The 21,773-nt window shown below is 55.0% G+C and carries 20 protein-coding genes; 7 read left to right on the top strand and 13 right to left on the bottom strand.

What is annotated here, in order from left to right; all coding sequences use genetic code 11:
• Positions 1–67: 67 nt before the first annotated feature.
• Positions 68–1,066, top strand: a complete 999-nt coding sequence (gene meaB, locus J2I47_RS11990; RefSeq protein WP_207364815.1) for a methylmalonyl Co-A mutase-associated GTPase MeaB — start codon at positions 68–70, stop codon at positions 1,064–1,066.
• A 349-nt stretch (positions 1,067–1,415) separates the two neighbouring features.
• On the top strand, positions 1,416–3,137 hold the full coding sequence (locus tag J2I47_RS11985; protein ID WP_207364814.1) for a DUF8201 family protein: 1,722 nt from the start codon (positions 1,416–1,418) through the stop codon (positions 3,135–3,137).
• Between the two features lie 111 nt (positions 3,138–3,248).
• Here J2I47_RS11985 and J2I47_RS11980 read toward each other — a convergent pair whose 3' ends face one another.
• On the bottom strand, positions 3,249–5,468 hold the full coding sequence (locus tag J2I47_RS11980) for a S9 family peptidase (RefSeq protein ID WP_207364950.1): 2,220 nt from the start codon (positions 5,466–5,468) through the stop codon (positions 3,249–3,251).
• 112 nt (positions 5,469–5,580) lie between these two features.
• On the opposite strand from J2I47_RS11980, the gene accC reads away from it, so the two are divergent.
• The 3 genes from accC to J2I47_RS26995 all read left to right on the top strand — a co-directional run bounded on the left by accC (position 5,581) and on the right by J2I47_RS26995 (position 7,555).
• Entirely contained in the window at positions 5,581–7,080 is a 1,500-nt protein-coding gene (gene accC / locus J2I47_RS11975) for an acetyl-CoA carboxylase biotin carboxylase subunit (protein WP_229374541.1), read from the top strand.
• A gap of 65 nt (positions 7,081–7,145) precedes the next feature.
• The gene (locus J2I47_RS27000; protein WP_207364948.1) at positions 7,146–7,331 is read left to right on the top strand and encodes a type II toxin-antitoxin system HicB family antitoxin; all 186 of its coding nucleotides are present in this window, start codon (positions 7,146–7,148) and stop codon (positions 7,329–7,331) included.
• Positions 7,328–7,555, top strand: a complete 228-nt coding sequence (locus J2I47_RS26995; protein ID WP_207364813.1) for a type II toxin-antitoxin system HicA family toxin — start codon at positions 7,328–7,330, stop codon at positions 7,553–7,555. The genes J2I47_RS27000 and J2I47_RS26995 overlap by 4 nt, the downstream gene beginning before the upstream one ends.
• Positions 7,556–7,591: 36 nt before the next feature.
• Here J2I47_RS26995 and J2I47_RS11960 read toward each other — a convergent pair whose 3' ends face one another.
• Positions 7,592–7,882, bottom strand: coding sequence for a chaperone modulator CbpM (locus J2I47_RS11960; protein WP_207364812.1), 291 nt, complete (start codon positions 7,880–7,882; stop codon positions 7,592–7,594).
• Between the two features lie 12 nt (positions 7,883–7,894).
• Positions 7,895–8,806 (bottom strand): DnaJ C-terminal domain-containing protein, encoded by a 912-nt coding sequence (locus tag J2I47_RS11955; RefSeq protein WP_207364811.1) that lies wholly within the window; start codon positions 8,804–8,806, stop codon positions 7,895–7,897.
• Between the two features lie 109 nt (positions 8,807–8,915).
• Here J2I47_RS11955 and J2I47_RS11950 point away from each other — a divergent pair, with 109 nt between their 5' ends.
• Complete coding sequence (locus J2I47_RS11950) at positions 8,916–9,410, top strand: VOC family protein (RefSeq protein ID WP_207364810.1); 495 nt, start codon at positions 8,916–8,918, stop codon at positions 9,408–9,410.
• A gap of 83 nt (positions 9,411–9,493) precedes the next feature.
• On the opposite strand, the gene J2I47_RS11945 is transcribed toward J2I47_RS11950, so the two are convergent.
• The 6 genes from J2I47_RS11945 to J2I47_RS11920 form a co-directional block, all read right to left on the bottom strand.
• Positions 9,494–10,519, bottom strand: a complete 1,026-nt coding sequence (locus tag J2I47_RS11945) for a phytanoyl-CoA dioxygenase family protein (protein WP_207364809.1) — start codon at positions 10,517–10,519, stop codon at positions 9,494–9,496.
• Between the two features lie 92 nt (positions 10,520–10,611).
• Entirely contained in the window at positions 10,612–11,481 is an 870-nt protein-coding gene (locus J2I47_RS11940) for an SDR family oxidoreductase (RefSeq protein WP_207364808.1), read from the bottom strand.
• Positions 11,482–11,554: 73 nt separating this feature from the next.
• Entirely contained in the window at positions 11,555–12,196 is a 642-nt protein-coding gene (locus tag J2I47_RS11935; protein ID WP_229374540.1) for a DsbA family protein, read from the bottom strand.
• Positions 12,197–12,252: 56 nt separating this feature from the next.
• Entirely contained in the window at positions 12,253–12,651 is a 399-nt protein-coding gene (locus J2I47_RS11930) for a hypothetical protein (RefSeq protein WP_207364807.1), read from the bottom strand.
• Between the two features lie 5 nt (positions 12,652–12,656).
• Entirely contained in the window at positions 12,657–13,019 is a 363-nt protein-coding gene (locus J2I47_RS11925; RefSeq protein ID WP_207364806.1) for a hypothetical protein, read from the bottom strand.
• A 338-nt stretch (positions 13,020–13,357) separates the two neighbouring features.
• Complete coding sequence (locus J2I47_RS11920) at positions 13,358–14,593, bottom strand: spore maturation protein (RefSeq protein ID WP_207364805.1); 1,236 nt, start codon at positions 14,591–14,593, stop codon at positions 13,358–13,360.
• A 168-nt stretch (positions 14,594–14,761) separates the two neighbouring features.
• On the opposite strand from J2I47_RS11920, the gene J2I47_RS11915 reads away from it, so the two are divergent.
• Positions 14,762–15,403 (top strand): M15 family metallopeptidase, encoded by a 642-nt coding sequence (locus J2I47_RS11915; RefSeq protein ID WP_207364804.1) that lies wholly within the window; start codon positions 14,762–14,764, stop codon positions 15,401–15,403.
• Between the two features lie 82 nt (positions 15,404–15,485).
• Here the strand turns inward: J2I47_RS11915 and J2I47_RS11910 are convergent, their stop codons facing one another.
• The 4 genes from J2I47_RS11910 to J2I47_RS11895 form a co-directional block, all read right to left on the bottom strand.
• Complete coding sequence (locus tag J2I47_RS11910; protein ID WP_207364803.1) at positions 15,486–16,793, bottom strand: hypothetical protein; 1,308 nt, start codon at positions 16,791–16,793, stop codon at positions 15,486–15,488.
• A 46-nt stretch (positions 16,794–16,839) separates the two neighbouring features.
• Positions 16,840–18,054 (bottom strand): acyltransferase family protein, encoded by a 1,215-nt coding sequence (locus tag J2I47_RS11905; protein WP_207364802.1) that lies wholly within the window; start codon positions 18,052–18,054, stop codon positions 16,840–16,842.
• A 118-nt stretch (positions 18,055–18,172) separates the two neighbouring features.
• Entirely contained in the window at positions 18,173–19,327 is a 1,155-nt protein-coding gene (locus tag J2I47_RS11900; RefSeq protein ID WP_207364801.1) for a serine hydrolase domain-containing protein, read from the bottom strand.
• A gap of 103 nt (positions 19,328–19,430) precedes the next feature.
• Positions 19,431–21,560, bottom strand: a complete 2,130-nt coding sequence (locus J2I47_RS11895; RefSeq protein ID WP_207364800.1) for an outer membrane protein assembly factor BamB family protein — start codon at positions 21,558–21,560, stop codon at positions 19,431–19,433.
• Between the last annotated feature and the right edge of the window lie 213 nt (positions 21,561–21,773).

Here is a 21,773-nt window from a genome sequence, read left to right as displayed (position 1 = left end):
TCAGCGGGTTTGCTTGTGCGTCAGCCCATTGTTCATTATACATTGTACATTATTCATTAAGTCTCCCATGCGCCCCCGCCAACATCCTTCCTACTACATCGACGGCCTGCGGGCGGGTGATCGGCTGGTGCTGAGCCGGGCCATTACGTTGGTGGAGAGCCAGTTACCTGCCGATCAGACACTGGCGCAGGCGGTGCTGGAGGGCGTACTACCCCACCTGCCGCAAACGTCGGTGCGGGTGGGCATCACGGGCGTGCCGGGGGTGGGCAAAAGCACCTTTATCGAAGCTTTCGGGAAACACCTTACCGGATTGGGTAAACAACTGGCCGTGCTCACCATCGACCCAACCAGTCAACGGTCGGGGGGAAGCATTCTGGGCGACAAGACGCGCATGGAAACCTTATCCATGGACCCGCTGGCCTACATCCGGCCCTCGCCGGCGGGTGATTCGCTGGGGGGCGTGGCCTACCGCACCCGTGAGACCATGCTCCTCTGCGAAGCTGCCGGTTTCGACCTTATTTTAATCGAAACCGTGGGCGTGGGGCAGTCAGAAACACTGGTGCACGGTATGGTCGACTTCTTTTTACTGCTTATGCTTGCCGGGGCGGGCGACGAGCTTCAGGGCATGAAACGCGGCATTATGGAACTGGCCGACGCCCTCGCGATCACTAAAGCCGACGGCGACAATATACCTGCCGCCAACCGTGCCCGGCTGGAATACCAGAACGCACTCCACCTTTTTCCGCCTACCGACACCGGCTGGCAACCACCCGTGGTCAGTTGTTCTGCCCTAAATAATACGGGTATTGCCGAACTGTGGACTATGATTGAAACCCATCAGACCCTGATGAATGAGCCGGCCCCCGATGGCTCATCGGCATGGCTTCGGCATAGGCAACAACAGGCGCTCGACTGGTTCAGATCGCTGCTTCGCCAGCGCATTGAGCAGCAGTTTTTCGCGCGGCCAGACATAGCAAACAGCCTGGCACATGTTGAAAAACAGGTAGTTGACGGTACCCTGTTGCCCACATTGGCTGTAGACCAGCTTATGCCCCGGTTTCGCTAACTGACCGTTGGCTAACATAATGGCCGTTTCATGAGCACATTTACTCAACTTATTTTGCTTTCCCCACTATTTCGACAGAAATCCTTACGAGCAATTATTTCTTATTATTATCCTAAACTTTATCTTTGTCAACGTACAGTTTCCTATTCCTAACCCTTTCTTTTCTATTGACCGACTATTACCTAAGCCCTTTTCTATAGCATTCAATCACCTTATTATTTTTCATGAAGCGGATGGGTCGCCCTCTCCGCTTTTTTTATGGATACACCTCAAAAGCCTGCACTACGGTCACAACCCCGTCACAGACCGTAACTTCGCGGATGGCCCCCCTCCCTGACCGGGGCATGTTATGCTGCTTACTTCCGCTGTTTGGCTTTATATCACCCTGATCTGTTACCTGGCGGGCCATGCCTTAATAGCCCTGGTTCGTCGTTTTATTTCAGTAGACGTTTATCCGCTTCCCTGGCCATTGTTTTGCCTGTTGGGGGCCGCTATACTCACCAACGCGTTGGGGTATTTGTATCTCTGGCTGCCCATCAACGCCGTTGTGCATGTACTTGTTGCGGCGATTTTGGTGGGTTATGCTATCTGGAAAAAGCCATTTTCGGCATGGAGGCCGACTTCCGATACAGCCAGGAAGGCTCCGAAGAACGCGCTGACGCGCTGGATCTGGCCTACCGTGTTAGGGTTAGCTTTCCTGACTGTCCTGATTCGAAGCGCGCAACTACCCCGCCTGAACGATACGGGCGGCTACCACGCACCCATGATCGAATGGATCAGGCACTATGCCATTGTGCCGGGACTGGCCAATCTGAACTACCGCTTTGGGTTCAACAACTCATGGTTTTTGCTGAATGCCTTTTTCGCCCTGCCACTGCCAGGCGCACCCGTCACCAACGCACTGGCAAACACCGTATCGCCCTGGCACGGCATCAATGGCTGGCTGCTACTGATGGGCCTGGCCTATGCCGTTACGATATGGCAGAAAAAGCCGTTGGCGTGGTTGTGGGCGGGTTTCATGGCCGGTCTGCTGCTTGTGTTCCACTGGACATTGGCTTCACCCACCCCCGACCTACCGGCCCAGCTCTACGCCGGCATGGTCCTGTTTATCTGGCTCGATAACAACGGCTTTCGGGCAAAACCACTGGGCATCGAGGCCTGGCTTTGTCTGCTGTTCGGGCTGGCGGCAATGACCACCAAACTGAGCACGGTGACGGTGTTACTGCTACCCGCGCTGACGTTGCTACAGGCGTTACGACAACGCAATTGGCCCTTCCTGACGGTCGCTACCATCACCATTGTGTTGGCTACCGCCTACTGGTGGGCGGGCAACATGATCCTGACGGGCTACCTTGTCTACCCCACCCTAAGCCCCCTCGTCGATCTGTTCTCCGTTGATTGGAAAGTGCCTCGTTACCTGATTGAGCAAGGGCTATTTAACCTTACCGACGGCACCAAAGCGGGCTATGCTGGCCCGGCGTGGCGCGTCGGGGCGTGGGTGCCGCACTGGTTCATCACCCGCCCACCTCTGGAACAAGTCACGGCCGTCTTGCTGGCAGGCGTACCCGTCGCGGCCTTCTTCGGCCAAAAAAGAACAGCGCACACAGGCAAATACGGCCAGCTATGGGCCTTAATTACCGCTACAGTGGGTGTGACCTTCTGGTTTTTACTGGCTCCCGATCTGCGTTTTGGCGCGGCCAGTGTGCTGCTGCTATTGCTGCTTGTCTACGGCCCGGTAGCGCAACGGCTCATGGCCACGTTAACCAGTAGCCAACGCCAATCTACATTCTCGCTACTCGGTATCTTACTGACAACGAGCTTATTAACTGCCTCCTTTAAGCGTGAAGTTATCTCCTGGTTGCTTCCCGCACCCTACCCCAATCCACCGCTAACGACCGTCTCACTTGGCAGCCAAACCCTTTACCTCGCCACCGACCGCACCGACGTGGCCCACGGCATCCGGGGCTATTGGAGCAACTGCTACGCCGCCCCGCTCCCCTGCGCCCCCTATAGGCCGCCGGGGTTACAATTAAGGGGGGAGAGTTTGGGACAAGGATTTAGAATAAACTAGTTTAAGGTCTAAAGTGTAAGGTCTAAAGTTGGCTGACGCGTCAATACGCTAGCGTCAGCCAACTTTAGACCTTACACTTTAGACCTTAGACCTTACACTTTACACTTTACACTAGTTTAAATGTTCCGCCAAATAATCGACGTACTGCTGGTATAGCAGCAGATACGTGGTCTGGTTGTAGGCCACGCCGTGGGCACCGGGGGGATAAATACGGAGATCGGCGTCTTTGCCAGCGTCTTCCAGGGCGTTCATAAGCTGGAACGTGTTGCGCACGTGTACGTTTTCGTCCATCGTTGAGTGGGCGATAAACATCTTGCCGGCCAGGTTTTTGGCGTAGGTCGTTACGGCACTTTTGGCGTAGGCGGCATCATTTTCGGGTACCAGGCCCATGTAGCGCTCCGTGTAGATGCTGTCATACAAGCGCCAGTCCGTAACGGGTGCGCCCACAAGCGACACTTTGAACACGCCGGGGTGGGTAAGCATGGTGTAGCTGCTCATGTAGCCGCCATAACTGTGCCCGCGAATGGCCATGCGCGCTCCATCTACCCAGGGCAGGGCCGCCATATATTTAGCCGTTTCGGCAAAATCGAGGCTCTCGAACTGCCCCAGCTTCTCGTAAACCTGCTTTTCAAACCGTTGGCCGTAACCGCCACTGCCGCGGTTATTCACGCCTACGATCACGTAGCCCTGCTGAGTCAGGTATTGCTGCCACGCCTGCGTATGCCACTCATTATACACCGACTGCGCCCCCGGACCGCCGTAGATGTCCAGCACAACGGGGTATTTTTTAGCCACATCGAAATCGGCTGGTTTCAGGATCGAGATCTCAATCCGCTGCCCGTCGGAGGTGGTAAACGAGCTTAACTCTTTGGGCGAATAGGTGTTGGCCGCCACGTAGGTTTTCACGTCGTTGTTGGCCTCCAGCGTAGCCAGCGTTTGGCCGCTTACGTTGCGCACCAGCACCTGCGTGGGCGTGTTCACGTTTGAATACCGGTCGATGAACGTTTGCCCGTTTGGCGAAAAATTGATGTAATGCCGACCCGGTTCTGGCGTCAACCGACGTTTGTTTTTGCCATCGGCATCCACTACATACAGCTGGCGCTCCAAGGGCGAGGCTTCCGTGGAGGTGAAATACACCTTTTTCGCCTTCACGTCGATGTGCTGAATGGTCGACACCTCAAAATTGCCCTTTGTGACCTGATTGAGCAGTTTCCCCGTATAATCGTAACGGTACAAATGCGCCCAGCCGTCGCGGTCCGACACCCAGTAGTACTCGTTTACGCCTTCGGGGAAGTAAAACAGGTGATCAACCCCGGCGAAGAAATCGAAAATGTCGACCCACGTTTTCGACGTTTCGGTCATCACCGATGTAGCGGCACCGGTGCGGGCGTTAGTCATGTAGAGGGTCAACTCGTTTTGCTTCCGGTTCAGGTGTACCAGGGCCAGCTGACCTTCCTGCGCGGTCCAGTAAATACGGGGAATGTATCCCTCCTGACCCTCCACCTGCATGAAATTGGTCTTGCCGTTGGCTACCTCGATGGCCCCAATGCGCACGCCGGGGTTACGGTCGCCCACGCGGGGGTAAGGCAGTGAATCGTAGGTTTCGCGGAAACCCTGGTAGTTGGTAAGGCGGTAGATCGGCACGGCCCGCTCATCGGTTTGCCAGAAGGCAATAAACTTGCTATCCGGCGACCACACCCACGCCTGCGCCAGTCCGAATTCTTCTTCGTAAGCCCACCCAAACCGGCCATTGTAGAAAGCGGCCTTAGCGGTGTTGGTCAGTTGCTTTTCACCACCCGACCCGGCCACGTCGAAGACAAACAGGTTGCCGCCACGTTCGTAACCCACCTGCTTGCCATCGGGCGAAAGCTCGGCGGTTTGAGCATCTTTGGCAATGAGTTTCAGTTGCTTGTCGGCCAGCGAATACAGGTAATAGTCAGACACCCCCGACCGGCGATAAACGGGCCGGAAGTTGGTTTTGAATACAATGTTCTTGGCGTCTTTCGACCACTGAAACGACTCGTAATCAAAGGCTTTGGTGGTACCGGGAAAGGTTAGTCCTTTGGCGTCGAACACCACAGCCTCGGGCGGGGTGGCCTGCCCGGCGGCAGGGGTCATGGCCTTGATTGTACCCGCTTTGTCGAGGTACGAAAACCGTTTCCCGCCCTCAATCCAGTTGACGGAGCGTGGCCCCGTAGAACCAGCCAGCTGCCCCCCCGACCGGAGGGCCTGAGCCAAATTTGCGTAACGGGCTTTGGTGGCAGGCGTCTGAGCCACCGATGCGGTGGTAATGGCAATAAGAAACCAGAGAATAGGCTTGTTGATGGTCATTTGCGCGTTCAAAGTTCAATGTATAAGGGTCAAAGTTAGTGTCAATGTCGGGTACACAAATCAGGGAGAGCCTTTGGACTTTAGACATTAGACCTTGAACTTTAAACGCATTATGACAATCAACAAAATCCTCGTGGCCAACCGGGGCGAAATAGCCCTGCGTGTGATGCGTACCGCCCGCGAGATGGGTATCAAAACGGTCGCTATTTTCTCCGAAGCCGACCGCAACGCCCTCCACGTGCGCTATGCCGACGAGGCAGTTTGCGTGGGTCCTGCCCCGTCATCCGAATCGTATCTGCGGGGGGATGCCATTATTGAGGTATGCCGCAGGCTGGGTGTCGACGCGATCCATCCGGGCTACGGGTTCTTGTCGGAAAATGCCAATTTCGCGCGGCAGGTGCGGGAGGCGGGGCTACTCTTCATCGGACCTTCGCCAGAGAGTATTGAGGTGATGGGCAGCAAGTTAGCCGCCAAAGCCGCCGTGGCTGACTACGATATTCCGATGGTGCCCGGCACACCCAGCGCCATCACAGATCGGGCCGAAGCCAAACTGATCTCGGCCAAAATTGGCTACCCGATTCTGATCAAAGCCAGCGCAGGTGGTGGCGGGAAGGGCATGCGGGTCGTGGAAAGCGATGCCGATTTTGATGAGCAGATGGACCGCGCCGTAAGCGAGGCTATTTCGTCGTTTGGCGATGGATCGGTTTTCATTGAAAAGTACGTCACCTCGCCCCGGCACGTAGAGATTCAGGTGCTTGGCGACCAGCACGGCAACATCATTCACCTCTTCGAGCGCGAATGCTCAGTGCAGCGGCGCCACCAAAAAGTGGTGGAAGAGGCCCCGTCGGCCATTCTCACGCCGGAAATTCGGGAGGCGATGGGGCAGGCGGCGGTGGGCGTGGCACGGGCCTGTAATTACTATGGAGCCGGTACCGTGGAGTTTATCGTCGATGCGAACCTGAACTTCTATTTCCTCGAAATGAATACCCGGTTGCAGGTGGAACACCCTGTCACAGAGCTCATTACGGGTGTGGACCTGGTTGAGCAGATGATCTACATTGCCGAAGGTAAACCGTTGACAATTAAGCAAGAGGACTTACAGATAAAGGGCCATGCCGTGGAGATTCGCGTGTATGCCGAAGATCCCGCTAACAATTTCCTGCCCGACGTGGGTACGCTGGACACCTACGTGCGTCCGCAGGGCAATGGTGTGCGGGTAGACGATGGGTTTGAGCAGGGCATGGCTATCCCGATCTACTACGACCCCATGATTGCCAAGCTCATCACCTACGGCGACGACCGGGCGGCGGCGATTCAGAAAATGATCCGGGCCATCGACGAGTACCAGATTTCGGGGGTACAGACCACGCTCGGCTTCTGCCGGTTTGTGATGAACCACGACGCCTTCCGCTCCGGCCAGTTCGACACCGGTTTTGTAAGCAAGTACTTTACCGCTGATGTGTTGGATACCAAACCCGACGCGGAAGAAACCGAACTAGCCGCCGTTTTTGCTGCGTATCTGCTTGATAAACAAGCGGCGAAGCCAAGCCAAACTCAGACAGTAGGCCCCGCCCGCCCCAAAAGCCAATGGCGTACTAAGCGTCTGGGATAAGGATGAGGGATTAATTAACTTTGGTAGACGCTTAAAACAAAACCTATACGAAGCTAAAAGTAGTCATTCACGACGCCGAGGAAGGTGGCTATTGGGCGGAGGTACCCGCTATTCCAGGCTGCATGACGCAGGGAGATACTATGGAGGAACTACTCGAAAACGTACATGAAGCAGTGGAAGGATGCCTTTCAGTTGACGTGGATGAACCGACCACTGATAAAAATGCCAGAATAGTAGAGATGGCTATATGAAACAGGTTTCTGGAAAAGAGTTATGTCGCATTTTGGAACAGTACGGTTGGGTATTGAAACGCATTAACGGAAGCCATCACATTTTTACCATGGCGGGCCGCCCTGAGCGTTTGTCTGTTCCAGTTCATGGTAATCAGCTACTGAAACTAGGTCTACTTAAGGCGAGTCACAGATCTATAACTTGCCAAAACCATACTAAAAACACCACTTATGGCTGGCTATAAACTTTATAACCAGCCATAATTCATAAAGTGCCCTTTTCATTCGTAGAAACGTAGCCGGGTTTGAAGACGGGTAAGCTGGCTTTGGAGCGATTCGATCTGGTCGAGGAGATTAGCCACTACGTCGAGGTCATCGGGGGCGATGGCGAGGTCCTGATGCAGGCGCACGAAGCGTTCGAGGCGGGTAAGCTGATCAGGCTGCACATAGGGAGTCTGTTCAATAATAACGAAATCAATCAGGCCCTGCCGTTCCAGCGCGTCGACGAAGGTGATGTCGATACGGTGATACATGCAGAAATCGCGGACCAGGATGGGTGAGTTGGTTGACATACGGATGAGCGATTAGGCCGAAGCGAGTTGTCGGAAAAGGTCTTTTTGGGCATCGGTGAGGTTGGTGGGCAGCTTTACCTGCCACTGCACGTAGAGATCGCCAAATTGGCCGTCTTTCCGGTAAACGGGGAAGCCTTTGCCTTTGAGCCGTACCGACGTACCGGGCTGCGTTTCGGGCTTGATGGGTACTTTCACAGACCCCGACAGCGTCTCGATTACCTTGTCGCCACCCAGCACGGCCGTATACAGGTCTATCTCTTCGGTCACATACAAGTCGTTGCCTTTCCGTTTGTAGCGCGGGTCGGGGTCGATCAGGAACGTGATGTAGAGATCGCCGTTGGGGCCACCGTTGGTACCCGGCCCGCCATAGCCCGACAGCTTAATTTTCTGGCCATCTTCTACACCCGCCTGCACCGTGATGCCGATGGTTTTGCCGTTGACGTTCAGCGACTGTTTGTGCGTAGAATAAGCCTCCCGAAGCCCCAGATGCAGTTCAGCCTGGTAATCGTTCCCCCGGAACGCGGCCTGTCGGCCGCCCCCTGCCCGGCTCCCCTGCCCGAACATGGATGCGAAAAAGTCAGAGAAGTTACTGCCGTCGAAATCGTCGGAAAAACTGTAATCGCCCCCGCCAAAGTCGCCTCCCCTACCCTGCTGTGCATACGAACGGCGTTGCTGCTGCTGTGCCTCAAACAGATCGGCATGTTGCCAGTCTTTGCCGTATTGGTCGTACTTTTTGCGCTTTTCGGGGTCGCTCAGTACTTCGTTAGCCTCGTTGAGTTGCTGAAATTTCTTGCTGGCCTCGGCATCGTTGGGGTTCAGATCGGGGTGTAGTTTCCGGGCCAGTTTCCGATACGCTTTTTTGATATCGTCGTCGGAAGCCGTTTTGGGTACGCCGAGAATGCTGTAATAATCGATGAAGTCCATGTCTTTGGAGCTGAGAACGTAGAGCCAAACGCAAAGAGCGATGGTTGCTCTACCCTCTTTGCGCTTAGCTCCAAAACGAAAATCACCCGGCTAAGGTTACAGCCCTACCATGGAACCATACACCATTCCGGCCCAGACGCGCATTGGGCATGTACACCTGAAAGTGGCCGACCTGAAGCGGGCAATGGCTTTTTACTGCGATCTGCTGGGTTTTGAGCTGATCACGATGTACGGCGATCAGGCGGCGTTTATTTCGGCAGGGGGCTACCACCACCACATTGGGCTGAATACATGGTACAGCAAAGGGGCACCGCCGGCACCTACACGGGCAGCGGGCCTGTTTCACACGGCTATCCTCTACCCCACCCGCCGCGATCTGGCCGTGGCTCTACAACGCCTGCTCGACGCCGATTACCCCATTACGGGGGCATCGGACCACGGCGTATCGGAAGCTATTTACCTGAACGACCCCGACCAAAACGGCGTAGAACTCTACTGGGATCGCCCCCGTGAGCAATGGCCCCACCACCCCGACGGCAGCATCGAGATGTACACGCGGCAGTTGAATTTGGAGGGGCTTTTGGCGTTGCAAAAAGAGGTTTAAAGTCTAAAGTCCAGGGTCTAATGCTGGCTGACGCAAGATTACCTGCGCGTCAGCCAACATTAGACCCTGGACTTTAGACTTTCTTACAACGCCTCTCCGCCTTTAAAAATATCCTCTTCCTCTGGCAGGAGCGGATTTTTGAACACGTCGGCGTTGTTCATCGTCACGCGGACCGGCTCTTCATTTGAGCGAGAACGGTGATGACGGTATGCTTTCTCTGACGAATAATGGCAGACGAATGATTTGCGGGTCTGTTCAGGATTACCAATGGGTTCACCGCCGTGGGCAAGAGCCGCATGCCAGATCAGCAGGTCACCTTTTTTGATCAGCAGTGTCTTGCGCTCCAGACCCAGTTGCTGACATACCCGGTCGAGGTAGTTGGCGAAGTCATCGGGATTGTGGGTCGATTCGCCGTTAAAGAAGATGCCGTTACCAAAATCGAACTTCTGCACCTTGTGTGACCCCGGATAGTAGGACAACGCACCCGAATCGGGCATAACGTCTTCCATGGCAATCCAGGCCGCGGCCAGGTGACTCGGAATTTCGGACACTACGTACGCAAAATCCTGGTGAGTGGGCTGCTGACTGCCGTATTTGAACAACAGGCTCTGCATAGCCACCACGCGGTCATTGAAAACAGCCTCCAGGAAGGTGACAATGTTTTTGTGCAACATGATTTTCTTACCTACTACCGAGGCGTTGTGAAAATCCATGTACTTGATATACGGCCCGTTGAGTACGTTTTGGGGTACATCTTTTACGGCCATGACCGGCGTTTTCTTGTATTCGGGCAGGTCGATGCGCACCTGAAGATTATAGTCTTCGTGGTGGTCGATCAGTGTCTGAACCTCACCCCACAGCATGTCGATCCACTCGGTCGGAATAGCTTTTTCGAGGATGACATAGCCGTTTTTCTGCCAGAAATCGAGCTTTTCGGCTAGATCGTAAGGCAGGCTCTTACCCGCTTCGAACTGCTGACTGAACGCCGGAATGTTGGCGTCGGGCCTATCAATCCAGGGCAGGGTTTTTGGCTCGAATTCGGTAATAGGCTTCGGCTTGGGTTGCAGGGCCTGCTTCACGGTGCCCTTTAACCGATCAATGATGCTCATGTGTGTCGGAAGTTGTTGTGCAGCAGGTTACCCTGCGATGGTATCGTTACGCAAAAGTAGCCAATCGCAACGACCCAATGCAGCCCGTAGGCTCATTGATTGCAGCTGGCGAAAAGCTCAATCGTACTTTCTGGTTTACCCAGATCAGCCCAGGTGTGGTCAGCTTCAAACCGTTCGGGATACTGGTTCAGCGCCTCGCCGATGTGGTAGCCGTAGTCGGCCTGCTGCGAAAAGTGCCTCCCCAAGGCCAGAAACGTCATAGGTATGCTAATGACCCTTCGCTTGGCACCGGGCAGGTGGGCCACCAGCCGCCGCGCTGCCGACAGTTGGTCTACAGCTTCGGGACCCTGAATGACGTATTCCTGCCTCCCGCCTGGCTGAGCGATCTGCAATGCCCGCGCCACCTGCCGCCCATAGTCACACGCAGATACGAACCACGGTCGCTCTACCGAATGCCCCAATACCAGCACCAATGGTCCCACCGCCTGCGTAGCCAGCATAGTCTCCATGAAATTTGACGGGTAGAAAATGCTGTAGTCCAAACCCGATGCTTTAATCAATGCTACTGCCTCGTGCTTGATTCGAAACACCCACCAATCAAACCCGTTCATGCCCTGATACCGCATCACGACAGACGATAAATAGGCCACCCGCGTTACCCCAGCGCCCTTTGCTGCCACCAGCAAATGCCGCGAGCCGTCTGTTTCGGTATGGAAATGGACTGGTTTTTCGGTCTGTTTGACAGACAAATTCAGGTACACAACTGCACAGCCCACCAAGGCATTGTGCAACGATTCGGGCTTTTGCAAATCACCAAAAACTACGTCTGCTGCCGGGAAAAGCCGTTTTGCAGCAGCCACGTCGCGGGCAACAATGCGCACGGAAAACCCTGCCGTGATTAATTCGTTGGCTACAGGCTTGCCAATGAGGCCGGTTGCACCAATGAATGCTATAGAAGTCATAAGTCGGTGAGAGAGTAAGTGGCAGCAAGCGCGAAGGCAACCCAAATTAATTACTGCTCAAACCTTTACCAACTTATAATTCCATCCCTGTTGCACGGCTGATGTTGGCCATCAGATCATCGTAGGGCAGGTAGCCGCGGGCCACTAAAAACAACTCCTCTCCTTTTTCGACAATGACCGACGGGAAGCCATTGATGCCCATTTGGGCTACCAGGGCAAATTCCTGCTGCGTTTGGTCGATGATGGCCTCGTCGTTGAGGTGGGCCACAAACTCGTCGGGATCAACGTCGTAGGTTTCCACCAGCGGACCATAGTTGGCGTCGACGTTGAGGTCTATACCGTCGCGGTAGAGGGCGTTTTGTAAGGTGGCCGCAAATTCGATGTCGCGGCCTGTTTGTAGTACCCTGAATAAGGTCATAGCCTGACCGGGCTTGTTGGAGTCGGAAAGATACGTGCCGGGGTTCAGGATGTTGTCGACGTAGGCTTCGCCGAACAGAACACCCGTGTTTTCCTCCACAATCCGAAGTGCCGACTTGATGTAGCCCATCGACTCAGAAATGGGCTGAATACGCGGGCCGGTCATCATACCGCCACTCATCACGTCGAAGGTGAATTGGTCCTGGTAGGTATCGTGCAGCCGGCGGATGACAGGGCTGAATCCGTAGCACCAGCCGCAGAGGGCATCATAGACGTATATTATTCGGGGTTGAACCATTAGCGTAATGCGTTTATACCCTAACCGCCCAACCCCCGCCCCGGTTCTGAAAGTAGCTACGGCGCAGCAATGTAGGTTTGTCTGCCCCGGTATTCGGCGTCCAATACCATCCGGTTGGAGGTGATAGAAACGATTTCCCAATCCGTATAAGCAGGAGTCCCACACCGAATCGGACAGCCGCCATACTTTAATTGAACGGGAATAGGCCTTTCTGCTACTCCTTTAAAAATCAAGCGGTTAACGCCCGTCCGAAAAAATCGAAGCTGTGGACAGCAGTTGGTATACGTGCTGTCTTTGCCATACAACACAACGCCCTCGCGCAGAAAGGTGATATACACATCGGCTTTCTCGTCTTTCCAGCGCTTATACAATGCGTTGGGGGCTGGCTCGTCAATTTTGCGACAGCCAATGCTGCATCCAAGGACGATGAAGAGAACGAAATAGCTAGTTTTCATGACGTTTAAGGTGCCGCGACGTAAGTGCCAGCCTTGTAATAATCGTTCGTCATCACGAGTTTATCCGCTGTGAGAGAAAGGATTTGCCAGTCGGCGGGAACATAATACGCACATGACACATTCACACAATAAGCCTGTTGTACGGTAGCTGGCAGTGTTTTCGCTGGTACATTCTGAAAAATCAGTCTGTTACCGTTTGTCTGAAAGAACCTGGTTCTAAGGCAGCAATAGTCTTCCGTGCCGTCTTTGCCGTAAAGCACAATGCCTTCACGCAGAAACGTAATGTACTGCTCTGCATTTTGCGCCTTCCAGCGTTTGTACAACCCATCGGGAGCGGGTGTGACTGTGTCGGCCTTTTGGCACCCCATGAGGCAACTGAAGGCGAGAAGCAAAAAGAAATAGCCGTTTTTCATGCTCCCATGACCCGAATCAGGAAGTCAAGGTTGGAAAGATATATGTTTATCAAAAGTGGCTACGTGTGCTAGTGTATAGTTGCCGCGCTGAAGGTTGCTGCCGCCTGGCCCTTCGACTAGGCGTCCCCGACAGGCTCAGGGTGACAGGCAAATAAGAAAATATCCTGGCTTGATTCAAGGTCGTTGTCACCCTGAGCCTGTCGGGGACGCCTAGTCGAAGGGCCAGGCGGCAGCAACCTTCAGCGCGGCAGCTATACACTAGCACACGTAGCCACATAAAAAACCTTTACCTTCTACCGAAAGAAAAAGTACCCCAGCGCGATGCCGGCAATGACACCGATCAGGTCGGCGGTGAGGCCTGCGACGATGGCGTAACGGGTTTTTTTGATGCCTACCGAGCCGAAATACAGCGCCACAATGTAGAAGGTGGTTTCGGCGGCACCCTGGAAAATACAGCTCAGCCGCCCCACAAACGAGTCGGGGCCAAACTGCTTCATGGCGTCGATCATCAGGGCGCGGGAGGCACTGCCACTGAGGGGCCGCATCAGGGCTACGGGCAGGGCATCCGTAAAGGCCGTGTCGATGCCGGTGAGTCCGATGACGTATTTCATGCCGTCGACTACGTAGGTCATAGCTCCCGAATTGCGGAACGCCCCAATAGCCACCAGCATGCCCACCAAATACGGAATAATGCGTACCGAGGTCTCGAACCCCGCTTTGGCTCCTTCGATAAACGTGCCAAACACGTCGATTTTCTGGCGAATGGCCCCGATCAGGAACGTAACAACGATGCTCAGCAGCAGCACGTTACCAACAATTTTCGAGACTACTTCAAGCTTTTCCTTTGGCAAACCGGCCAGTGCCCACAGGCCCAAGCCCAGCACGGCACTCACGCCCACGATGCCACCCAACACGGTGGTATTGAACAGATTAAGTCGCTGTTTGATGCCTACAATCAGGATGCTGGCCACGGTGGCTATGTAGGTGCCAATGAGGCAGGGAATAAAGATATCCGACGGGTCGGCGGCACCCAGAATAGCCCGTTGCGCCATGATACCAAGCGGAATGATGGTTAGCCCCGACGTATGCAGCACCAGAAACATGATCTGGGCGTTGGAGGCCGTTTCTTTATCGGGGTTCAGCTCCTGCAAGCTCTGCATGGCCTTCAGCCCAAAGGGGGTAGCGGCATTGTCGAGGCCCAGCATATTGGCCGAGAAGTTCATGATCATCTGCCCGTTGGCGGGGTGATCTTTGGGCACTTCGGGAAAAAGCTTATTGAAAAATGGCCCGATCACCCGGGCGATGGCGTTGATGGCGCCAATTTTTTCGGCAATGTTGAGCAGGCCCAGAAAAAACGTCATCACCCCCGCCAACGGCAGGGCAATGTCCATCACCGCCGATTTGCTGGAATCGAACAGGCCCTCGACGAGGAGTTTGAAGATTTCAGTGTCGCCCAGAAAAATGAGCTTGGCCAGGGCCACCAGAAACGCAATGACGAAAAAACCTACCCAGATGTAGTTAAGGGCCATTTTTGTTTAATGAGTGAATTAGTGAATGAGCGATTGAGTGAATGTTTGTTTGCGGGTTGGCTTCGCGCTGGCCACTTCAGCGCGAAGCCAACCCGCAAATCTAAATCAACATACACAGGCATCAATGTAAGTTTACAAAACCGAATGCCTTCACGCCATTTATCGTCTATGACACGGCTCGCCTTACTGTTTTTCGCTTTTTCACTCATCCACTCCTTCGCCCAAGCACAATTGGTTGACGTGCAGAAAATTGATCCCGGCATTCTGGTGGAGCTAAAGTATTCGACGACCGATAATTTTGTGAAGCAGGATGTATATGGCAACCTGACGAAGGCGTATCTGCAACCGATGGCAGCCAACAAACTAGCCAAAGCCAGCCGGTGGCTACAGACCCGGAGGCCCGATCTGCGGCTGCTGGTGTACGACGCCGCCCGGCCCAGATCGGCGCAGGTGAAATTATGGAATGCGCTGCCCCAATACACTGAACGTCACCGTCGTACCTATGTGGCCGACCCGCGCGAGGGGTCCATTCATAGCTACGGTTGCGCTGTTGACCTTACCCTTGCTACGGCCAATGGCAAGGCGCTCGATATGGGTACCCCCTATGACTTTTTTGGTCCGAAAGCTTACCCCAAGGCAGAAGCGCAGATGCTAAAAGCGGGTCAGCTAACCAAAGAGCAACTGGCCAACCGGCAGCTTTTACGGCAGGCCATGCAGGCGGGCGGCTTCACACCCATTGCCTACGAATGGTGGCACTTCAATGCCTTGTCGCGCCGGGAAGCCAAACAACGGTTTAAGGTAGTGGAGTGACCCCACCCCCAGCCCCTACCCCTCAAATAGAGGGGAGGGGAGCCGCTCTAGAGCAGCTTCACTCACATAAAAGGAGGCGAAGCTAAGCCGAAGCGGCTCCCCTCCCCTCTATTTGAGGGGTAGGGGCTGGGGGTGGGGTAAACGCCACCGGTCCTTGCCTTACCTGCCTCATGGCCCGGTAGGCAATCCAGGCAAAACCGGCCACTACGAGCCATTCGAGGCAGTATTCGGCCAGAAAAGCGGGGTTACTGAAGGCCCTGACGCTGTTGTAATACGGCTGATGCATCCGCCACCAGATAGACGGGTGGTTGGCGGCCAGGACGTTGAAAGCCAGCAACAGACCCATTTGGGTGCGGTTGCGGAAGTTGGTCAGGCAAAACAGCAACGGCAGCATAAACGCATAGGCATACACGCTGATGGCGCTCTGCTGCACCACCGTCATGGTTGCAAAAATAGCCGTGTACAGGGCAGGCAAATAGCCCATCAGTTTGTCGCGCTGCCGCACCCAGACTGTGACTAACCCAATGACAGCCAGCAGGATAGCCAGCGTAGGCCATTTACCCACTTTGCCGTTGACGCCGAGGTACTGATAGAAAAACGGGTTCAGCAGCGACCGCCAGTTGGGCGCTTTCAGGTAGTCGCCTTCGTGCAGGGGCTGGTCGAGGAAGCGGGTGCCGGTGGTGAGGTAAAGCCAGACAAATACCGGTAAGCCAATAAGCGCAGCACCTGCCACAAACGATAGTTTCCGACGGGTGAGAAAGAAGATCGGGATCAGCAGCAGCACGAAAATGGCTTTGGTCAACAGCAGGCCCGCGCCCATCAGGATACCACCCAGAAACGCATTTTGGGTACGCTGCCAAATCCAGTAGGCCCCGATTACCGCTCCCCATAACAGCACGTCTTCCTGCCCGCTGAAGACGGAAAAGACAAAGGACACGGGCAACATATAATAGATCAGGCACCGAAACCACCGTTCGCCCCGCGACAGGTTGGGCAGGAAAAACCGTTGCGTGAGCCAGACGCACCCCATCTCAAACAGCAGCAGCGACAGCACGATCATCCGGCTGTTCTTGTAAATAGCTACCGGCAGGGCCAGCATATAGCCATAAAATGGGCTGTAGGGGTTCAACGCCCGCAAATAAGGAATCTCCAGCCGAAGGGCCGACTGCACAATTTTGTAGAAATACTGTACGTCTGACTGCGGCTCGAAACCCATCACCACATACGTTAGCAGAAACGGAGCCAGGCGAAGAAGAACGAAAAAGACCCCATTCCAGGGCAGCTTCGACGACTCTAGATAACGCTCTACCTGCTTTTGACGACTCAGCAGGAGCAGAATACCAACCGTCAGCACCAGCGACGCAACGGCTTTAACCAGAAGGATGAGCATGTAATGAATGGGAGACGGTGGTAATACCCGACGGCAAAGGTATGGATTACGACAGCGCCGATGCCTTATCGGACGGTTGATCGGTGGGGCGTCGGCTGGAAGCAACCACGGCAAACCGGTCTTTGAAGCGCAGGAACGGCTTCTCGAAGTACGTGTACGACAACCAGGCCAGCAGCGTGGTTATGCCAAAGCTGAACACGTAGAGCAGTACCACAAACAGCGGGTCGGCCACGCCGCCGGTTTGTGGTGGCGATGACCATAGCTTTATCAACACGTTCATAACCAGCGCAATGGCTACCGGATGGTACATATAAAGACCATACGAAATGTCGCCCATAAACCGCGTAACGGGGTTGTCGAGTTTGACGAGCGAATCGGGATTCCCCGCCAGGTTGAGCAGCATAAAGCAGAAAAAGCAGGCATAGAATTCGTAGTTGATGCCCGTGGGCCGGAAGCTAAACGCAATGCAGGCCAACAACACTGCGTAGACTCCCCATTGCACATTACGGCGAAAGAGGATGGGTACAATGGCGTTTTTCGAGAACAGCAAATACGCCCCCAGGCCACCAATAGCCATGCACCCGATGCGAAACTGGGCCAGAAAGAACGCGATAAACGAGAAAAACGGACTTACCTGACTACGGTCCAGGTACACGGGCCGGGAAATAAACCGTTCGTAGATAAACCAGCTTGCCAGCACAGCGATGACACTCAACGCAATGGTTAACAGGCGCTTGGGGTTACGGTTCATCACCAGCCATGGCCACATGAGGTAAAATTGTTCCTCCACGCCAATAGACCAGGTGTGCGACACCAGCGGCGTGTTGTCATAGAGCGCCAGGGCCACGTTGGGCAGCACGAGACCGTAGAACAGCAGTTTCCCGGCAAAGTTGGCGTAGACATCGCCGAGTTCGTTGGGGGTGTGCAGGATGGGGACGTGCGGGAAAATGAGCAGCCCCGACCCGACCACCAGAAAGTACAGCGGCCAGATGCGCAGGATTCGCCGGACGTAGAATTTACGGATGGCGATCTTGCCCGTCTTCTGCTTTTCGGCCAGCAGCAGGTAGGTGATGAGAAAGCCGCTGAGCACAAAAAACAACGACACGCCTAACCGCCCTAGCTGATACACAAAGGGACGTGCCCAAAGGTCGTCGCGGTTGAAGAGAAAGACAGATTTAAACTCTTCGATGTGGTGAATGATTACCGCCGAGGCCGCAATAAACCGTACGCCATTAAATCCTTTAAAGTAAATAGCAGCCATAGAGGGAAGGTTAGTCCAAGGTTCAATGTCTAAGGTTTAAGGTTGCTTCGCGAAGCCACGCCAGCGCGAAGCAACCTTAAACCTTAGACATCGAACGTTAAACTCAATTTCCCCAAAATTACTTCAGCAGGGCCAGCCCGGCGTCGATGAAGGCGAAGTTTTCGGGCTGATAATGATGCACCGGCTTCACTACCGTTGAATTACCCAGCCGGACAATGACCGCGTTCTTTTCGGGAATGATATAGACATACTGCCCAAACAGCCCGTTCATCTGTGGCACCTTCATGCCGTTGGGGTGGTTCACGATCCAGTACTGGAAGCCGTAAAAGTCAACGGGCTTTCCGCCGTCGGTGGGGTCGTGGAGGTAGCTGGCGGGGGTGATAGCCTGGTTGATGTAGGCCTCTGAGACGAGCCGTTGGCCATTCCAGGTGCCTTTGTTCAGCACCAATTGCCCAAACCGGGCATAGTCGCGGGCAATGGCGTTGAAGCAGCAGAAAGCTTTTTCGTGCCTGCCCGCTCCATCGAGCAGCCAAACAGCGTCATGCTCGAAGTGCATGGGTTTGGCAAACCGCTCCGACACCAGCTCGGAAATGTTCTTGCCGAAAACCTTCTCTACCACCAACCCCAGCACCTGCGTATCGCCCGACCGGTATTCCCAATCCTTGCCGGGGGACTCTTTCACGGCCAGCCGGTCGACCATAGCGGCCTCATCATCACCGTAATAGCCTGCCGCGTTGAGGCTGAAATACCCTTTGTCCGACTCTTTCCAGCTCAGGCCGCTGCTCATAGTGAGCAGGTCACGGAGGCGCACTTTTCTGAGGTCACCTTCTTTAAAATGGTCCAGAAAATCGCCCACGGGCTGATCCACGCTGTTGATCTTTCCTTCGTCGATGGCCGCGCCGATTAGCAGCGAAATGATGCTTTTGGCAGCTGAAAACGAGCCACTCAGCGAATCTTTGCCGTGATTCCAGTAGCGCTCATAGCGCAGTTTGCCATCCTGAAACACCAGAAATGCGATGGTCTTTTGCTTCTCGATACTGTCGAGCAGAGCCTTTGGTGGCTCCTGCTTGTTATACGCCGAATCGAGGGGCCACGGCTGGGGCGCGTTGCCGTTTTCTACCAGCCGCGTGGGGTGCGTGCGGAAGTCGTAGATGGTGTGTGGCCCCCAACTCACGAAGTTCCGCAAGTGCGAAAACCGATTGGTATAGGTAGCGGCGTAGCCTGTCAGGGCCAGCAAAACAATGATCAGCAGGGCGTTACGGAGGAGTTTCATGAGGTGGTTATGGAACGCGGATTATTATGATTTTTATGGTTCAGACTAATTACGTCTAAAAATGAATCATAAAAATCATAATAATCCGCGTTCCATCAGCCATTTACAGCGAAAACGCCACGAATTGATTCCCCTTTTTGGTGCCCAGCTTACCACCGCCGCAGGCAATGATCACGTATTGCTTGCCACCCGCTTCATACACACTCGGCGTGGCGTGACCGGCGGCGGGGAGCGTTGTTTGCCAGAGCAGTTTACCCGTTTTGGTGTCGAACACGCGGAACTGCTCATCTTTGGTGGCGGCAATAAACAATAAACCGGAGGCTGTTACAACTGGACCGCCGTAGTTTTCGGTACCGGTGGGCGTGCCGCCGTTTTTGTCGGAAATGGCCTTCACATCGCCCAGGGGCACTTGCCAGCGGTGTTGGCCGGTGTTCAGGTCGATGGCCGTGAGCGTACCCCAGGGTGGCGCAATGGCAGGGAGTCCCTTGCTATCGACAAACCGGTTGTAGCCCGTTACCTTATACGGCTGGTACGGCTGGCGGGCAGCGGCTTTGGTTGGGGCGGTGCTCACTTCCCGTTTTTCATCGCCAAAAAGAAAGCTCAGCAGAGCCTGTTTGTCGTCGGCAGCAATTTGAGTGAAGCCGGGCATCATACCCTTGCCCCCGCTCACAATCTGCGACACGTAGGCCCGGTCGCGGCGTTGGCCGATGTCTACCAGCGACGGGTAGCCGCTTTTGGGATTACCCTTGCGTTCGGGACCGTGGCAGGTCTGGCAGTTCACCGTATACACCCGTTCGCCGGGGCTGAGGTGAGCCAGAGCATCCTGTTTGGGCGTTTCTTTCAACTGAAAAATCCAGGCCATTTCGTTGGCGTTCACATAGAGCGTACCGTCGGGGTCGGCGGCCGAGCCACCCCATTCGGCACCACCGTCGCAGCCGGGAAACAGCAGCGTACCGGTGGTTTGGTTGATGGGCGCGAATGGTCGTTTATCAATCCGGTTGAAGATCGTCGTCAGCGAATCCAGATCGGTCGAGTTTTTGTTTAACTGACTGGCGGTCAGCGTCTGGCGAACAAAGGGTGCGGGGAGCGTGGGCAACGGTTGGGTGGCCCAGGCCTGTTCGCCGGGCATAGTCGAGGCGGGTACGGGCGTTTCGCGAATGGGGAAAATGGGGGTACCCGTGGCCCGTTCAAACACATAGACATACCCCGTTTTGGTTGTCTGCGCTACCACGTCGACGGGTTTGCCGTTGCGCCGAATGGTCAGCAGCGTAGGCGGGGCGGGCAGGTCGCGGTCCCAGATGTCGTGGTGCATAAACTGGAAATGCCAGACGCGCTTGCCAGTGGCCGCGTCGAGGGCCAGCAGGCAGTTGGCGTAGAGGTTGGCACCCTTGCGGTTGGCCCCGTAGAAATCGTACGTGGCCGAGCCGGTGGGCACAAACAGCAGGCCCGTTTTGGGGTCTACGGCCATGCCCGCCCAGCAGTTGGCCCCACCAATGTCGGGGTTTTTGTAAGCGTCTTTAGGCCATGTTTCGTAGCCCGCCTCGCCAGGGTTCGGAATGGTGCGAAACGTCCAGACCAGCTTGCCCGTCTGCACATCAAATGCCCGCACGTGACCCGGTGCCGCGCCCGACTCTTCAGCTACCCGCACGGGCATGATAATCAGGTTTTTGTAGATCGTACCGGGCGTATTGGAGATAATGAATTTCTCGCGGTTGGCTTCGCCGAGGCCGGTGTGCAGGTCTACACGACCGTTTTCGCCAAAAGACGGAATCACCTTACCTGTTTTGGCATCGAGGCCGTAGAGGTAGCCGCCAATGGTGTAGATAATGCGGCGGTCGGTGGCGGCGTCGTTTTGCCAGTAGGCCACGCCCCGGCTTGTGCTGTGCCAGGCCCGTAGCGGGTCGCCGAAGGTCCATAGTTCTTTACCCGTGGCGGCATCGAGGGCAAACGCCTGCACGGTGGCCGTAACCCCATACACCACCCCGTCGACGATAATGGGGTTGCACTGCATCTGTCCAGCATCGGGGGCACCGTAGGACCAGGCCACTTTCAAACCAGCTACATTCTGCGGGGTAATCTGCGTCAGCGGTGAATAGTGCGCCCGGTCGGGACCACCTAGGTAACTGGCCCAGTTGGCACTGGCGGCGGCTTTTTTCTTGCCCGGTGGGTTTGGCAACATGGTAAATGCCAGACCGGCCAAAAGGGCAACGGCGGGAAGAAGTCGGGTTATCATAGCGCGTGGGGTTTGTTTGGTTAAAACACCGCAACGCGAAGTTAATACCCGTTAAGGCTGGTACAGAATGGGGGCGTGAGCAGGGTTTTTGGGACAGGATTTGGGGATTTATGCAGGATTGACAGGATTTTCTTGTTTGCTCGTTGTCACTCGGCTGGAGCCAAGCGACAACGAGCAAACAAGAAAATCCTGTCAATCCTGCATAAATCCCCA

It is taken from the genome of Fibrella rubiginis (assembly GCF_017353185.1).
GTDB lineage: Bacteria > Bacteroidota > Bacteroidia > Cytophagales > Spirosomataceae > Fibrella > Fibrella rubiginis.
The sequence above is the reverse complement of the archived record's forward strand: the minus strand, read 5'-3'. Positions and strand labels throughout refer to the sequence as shown.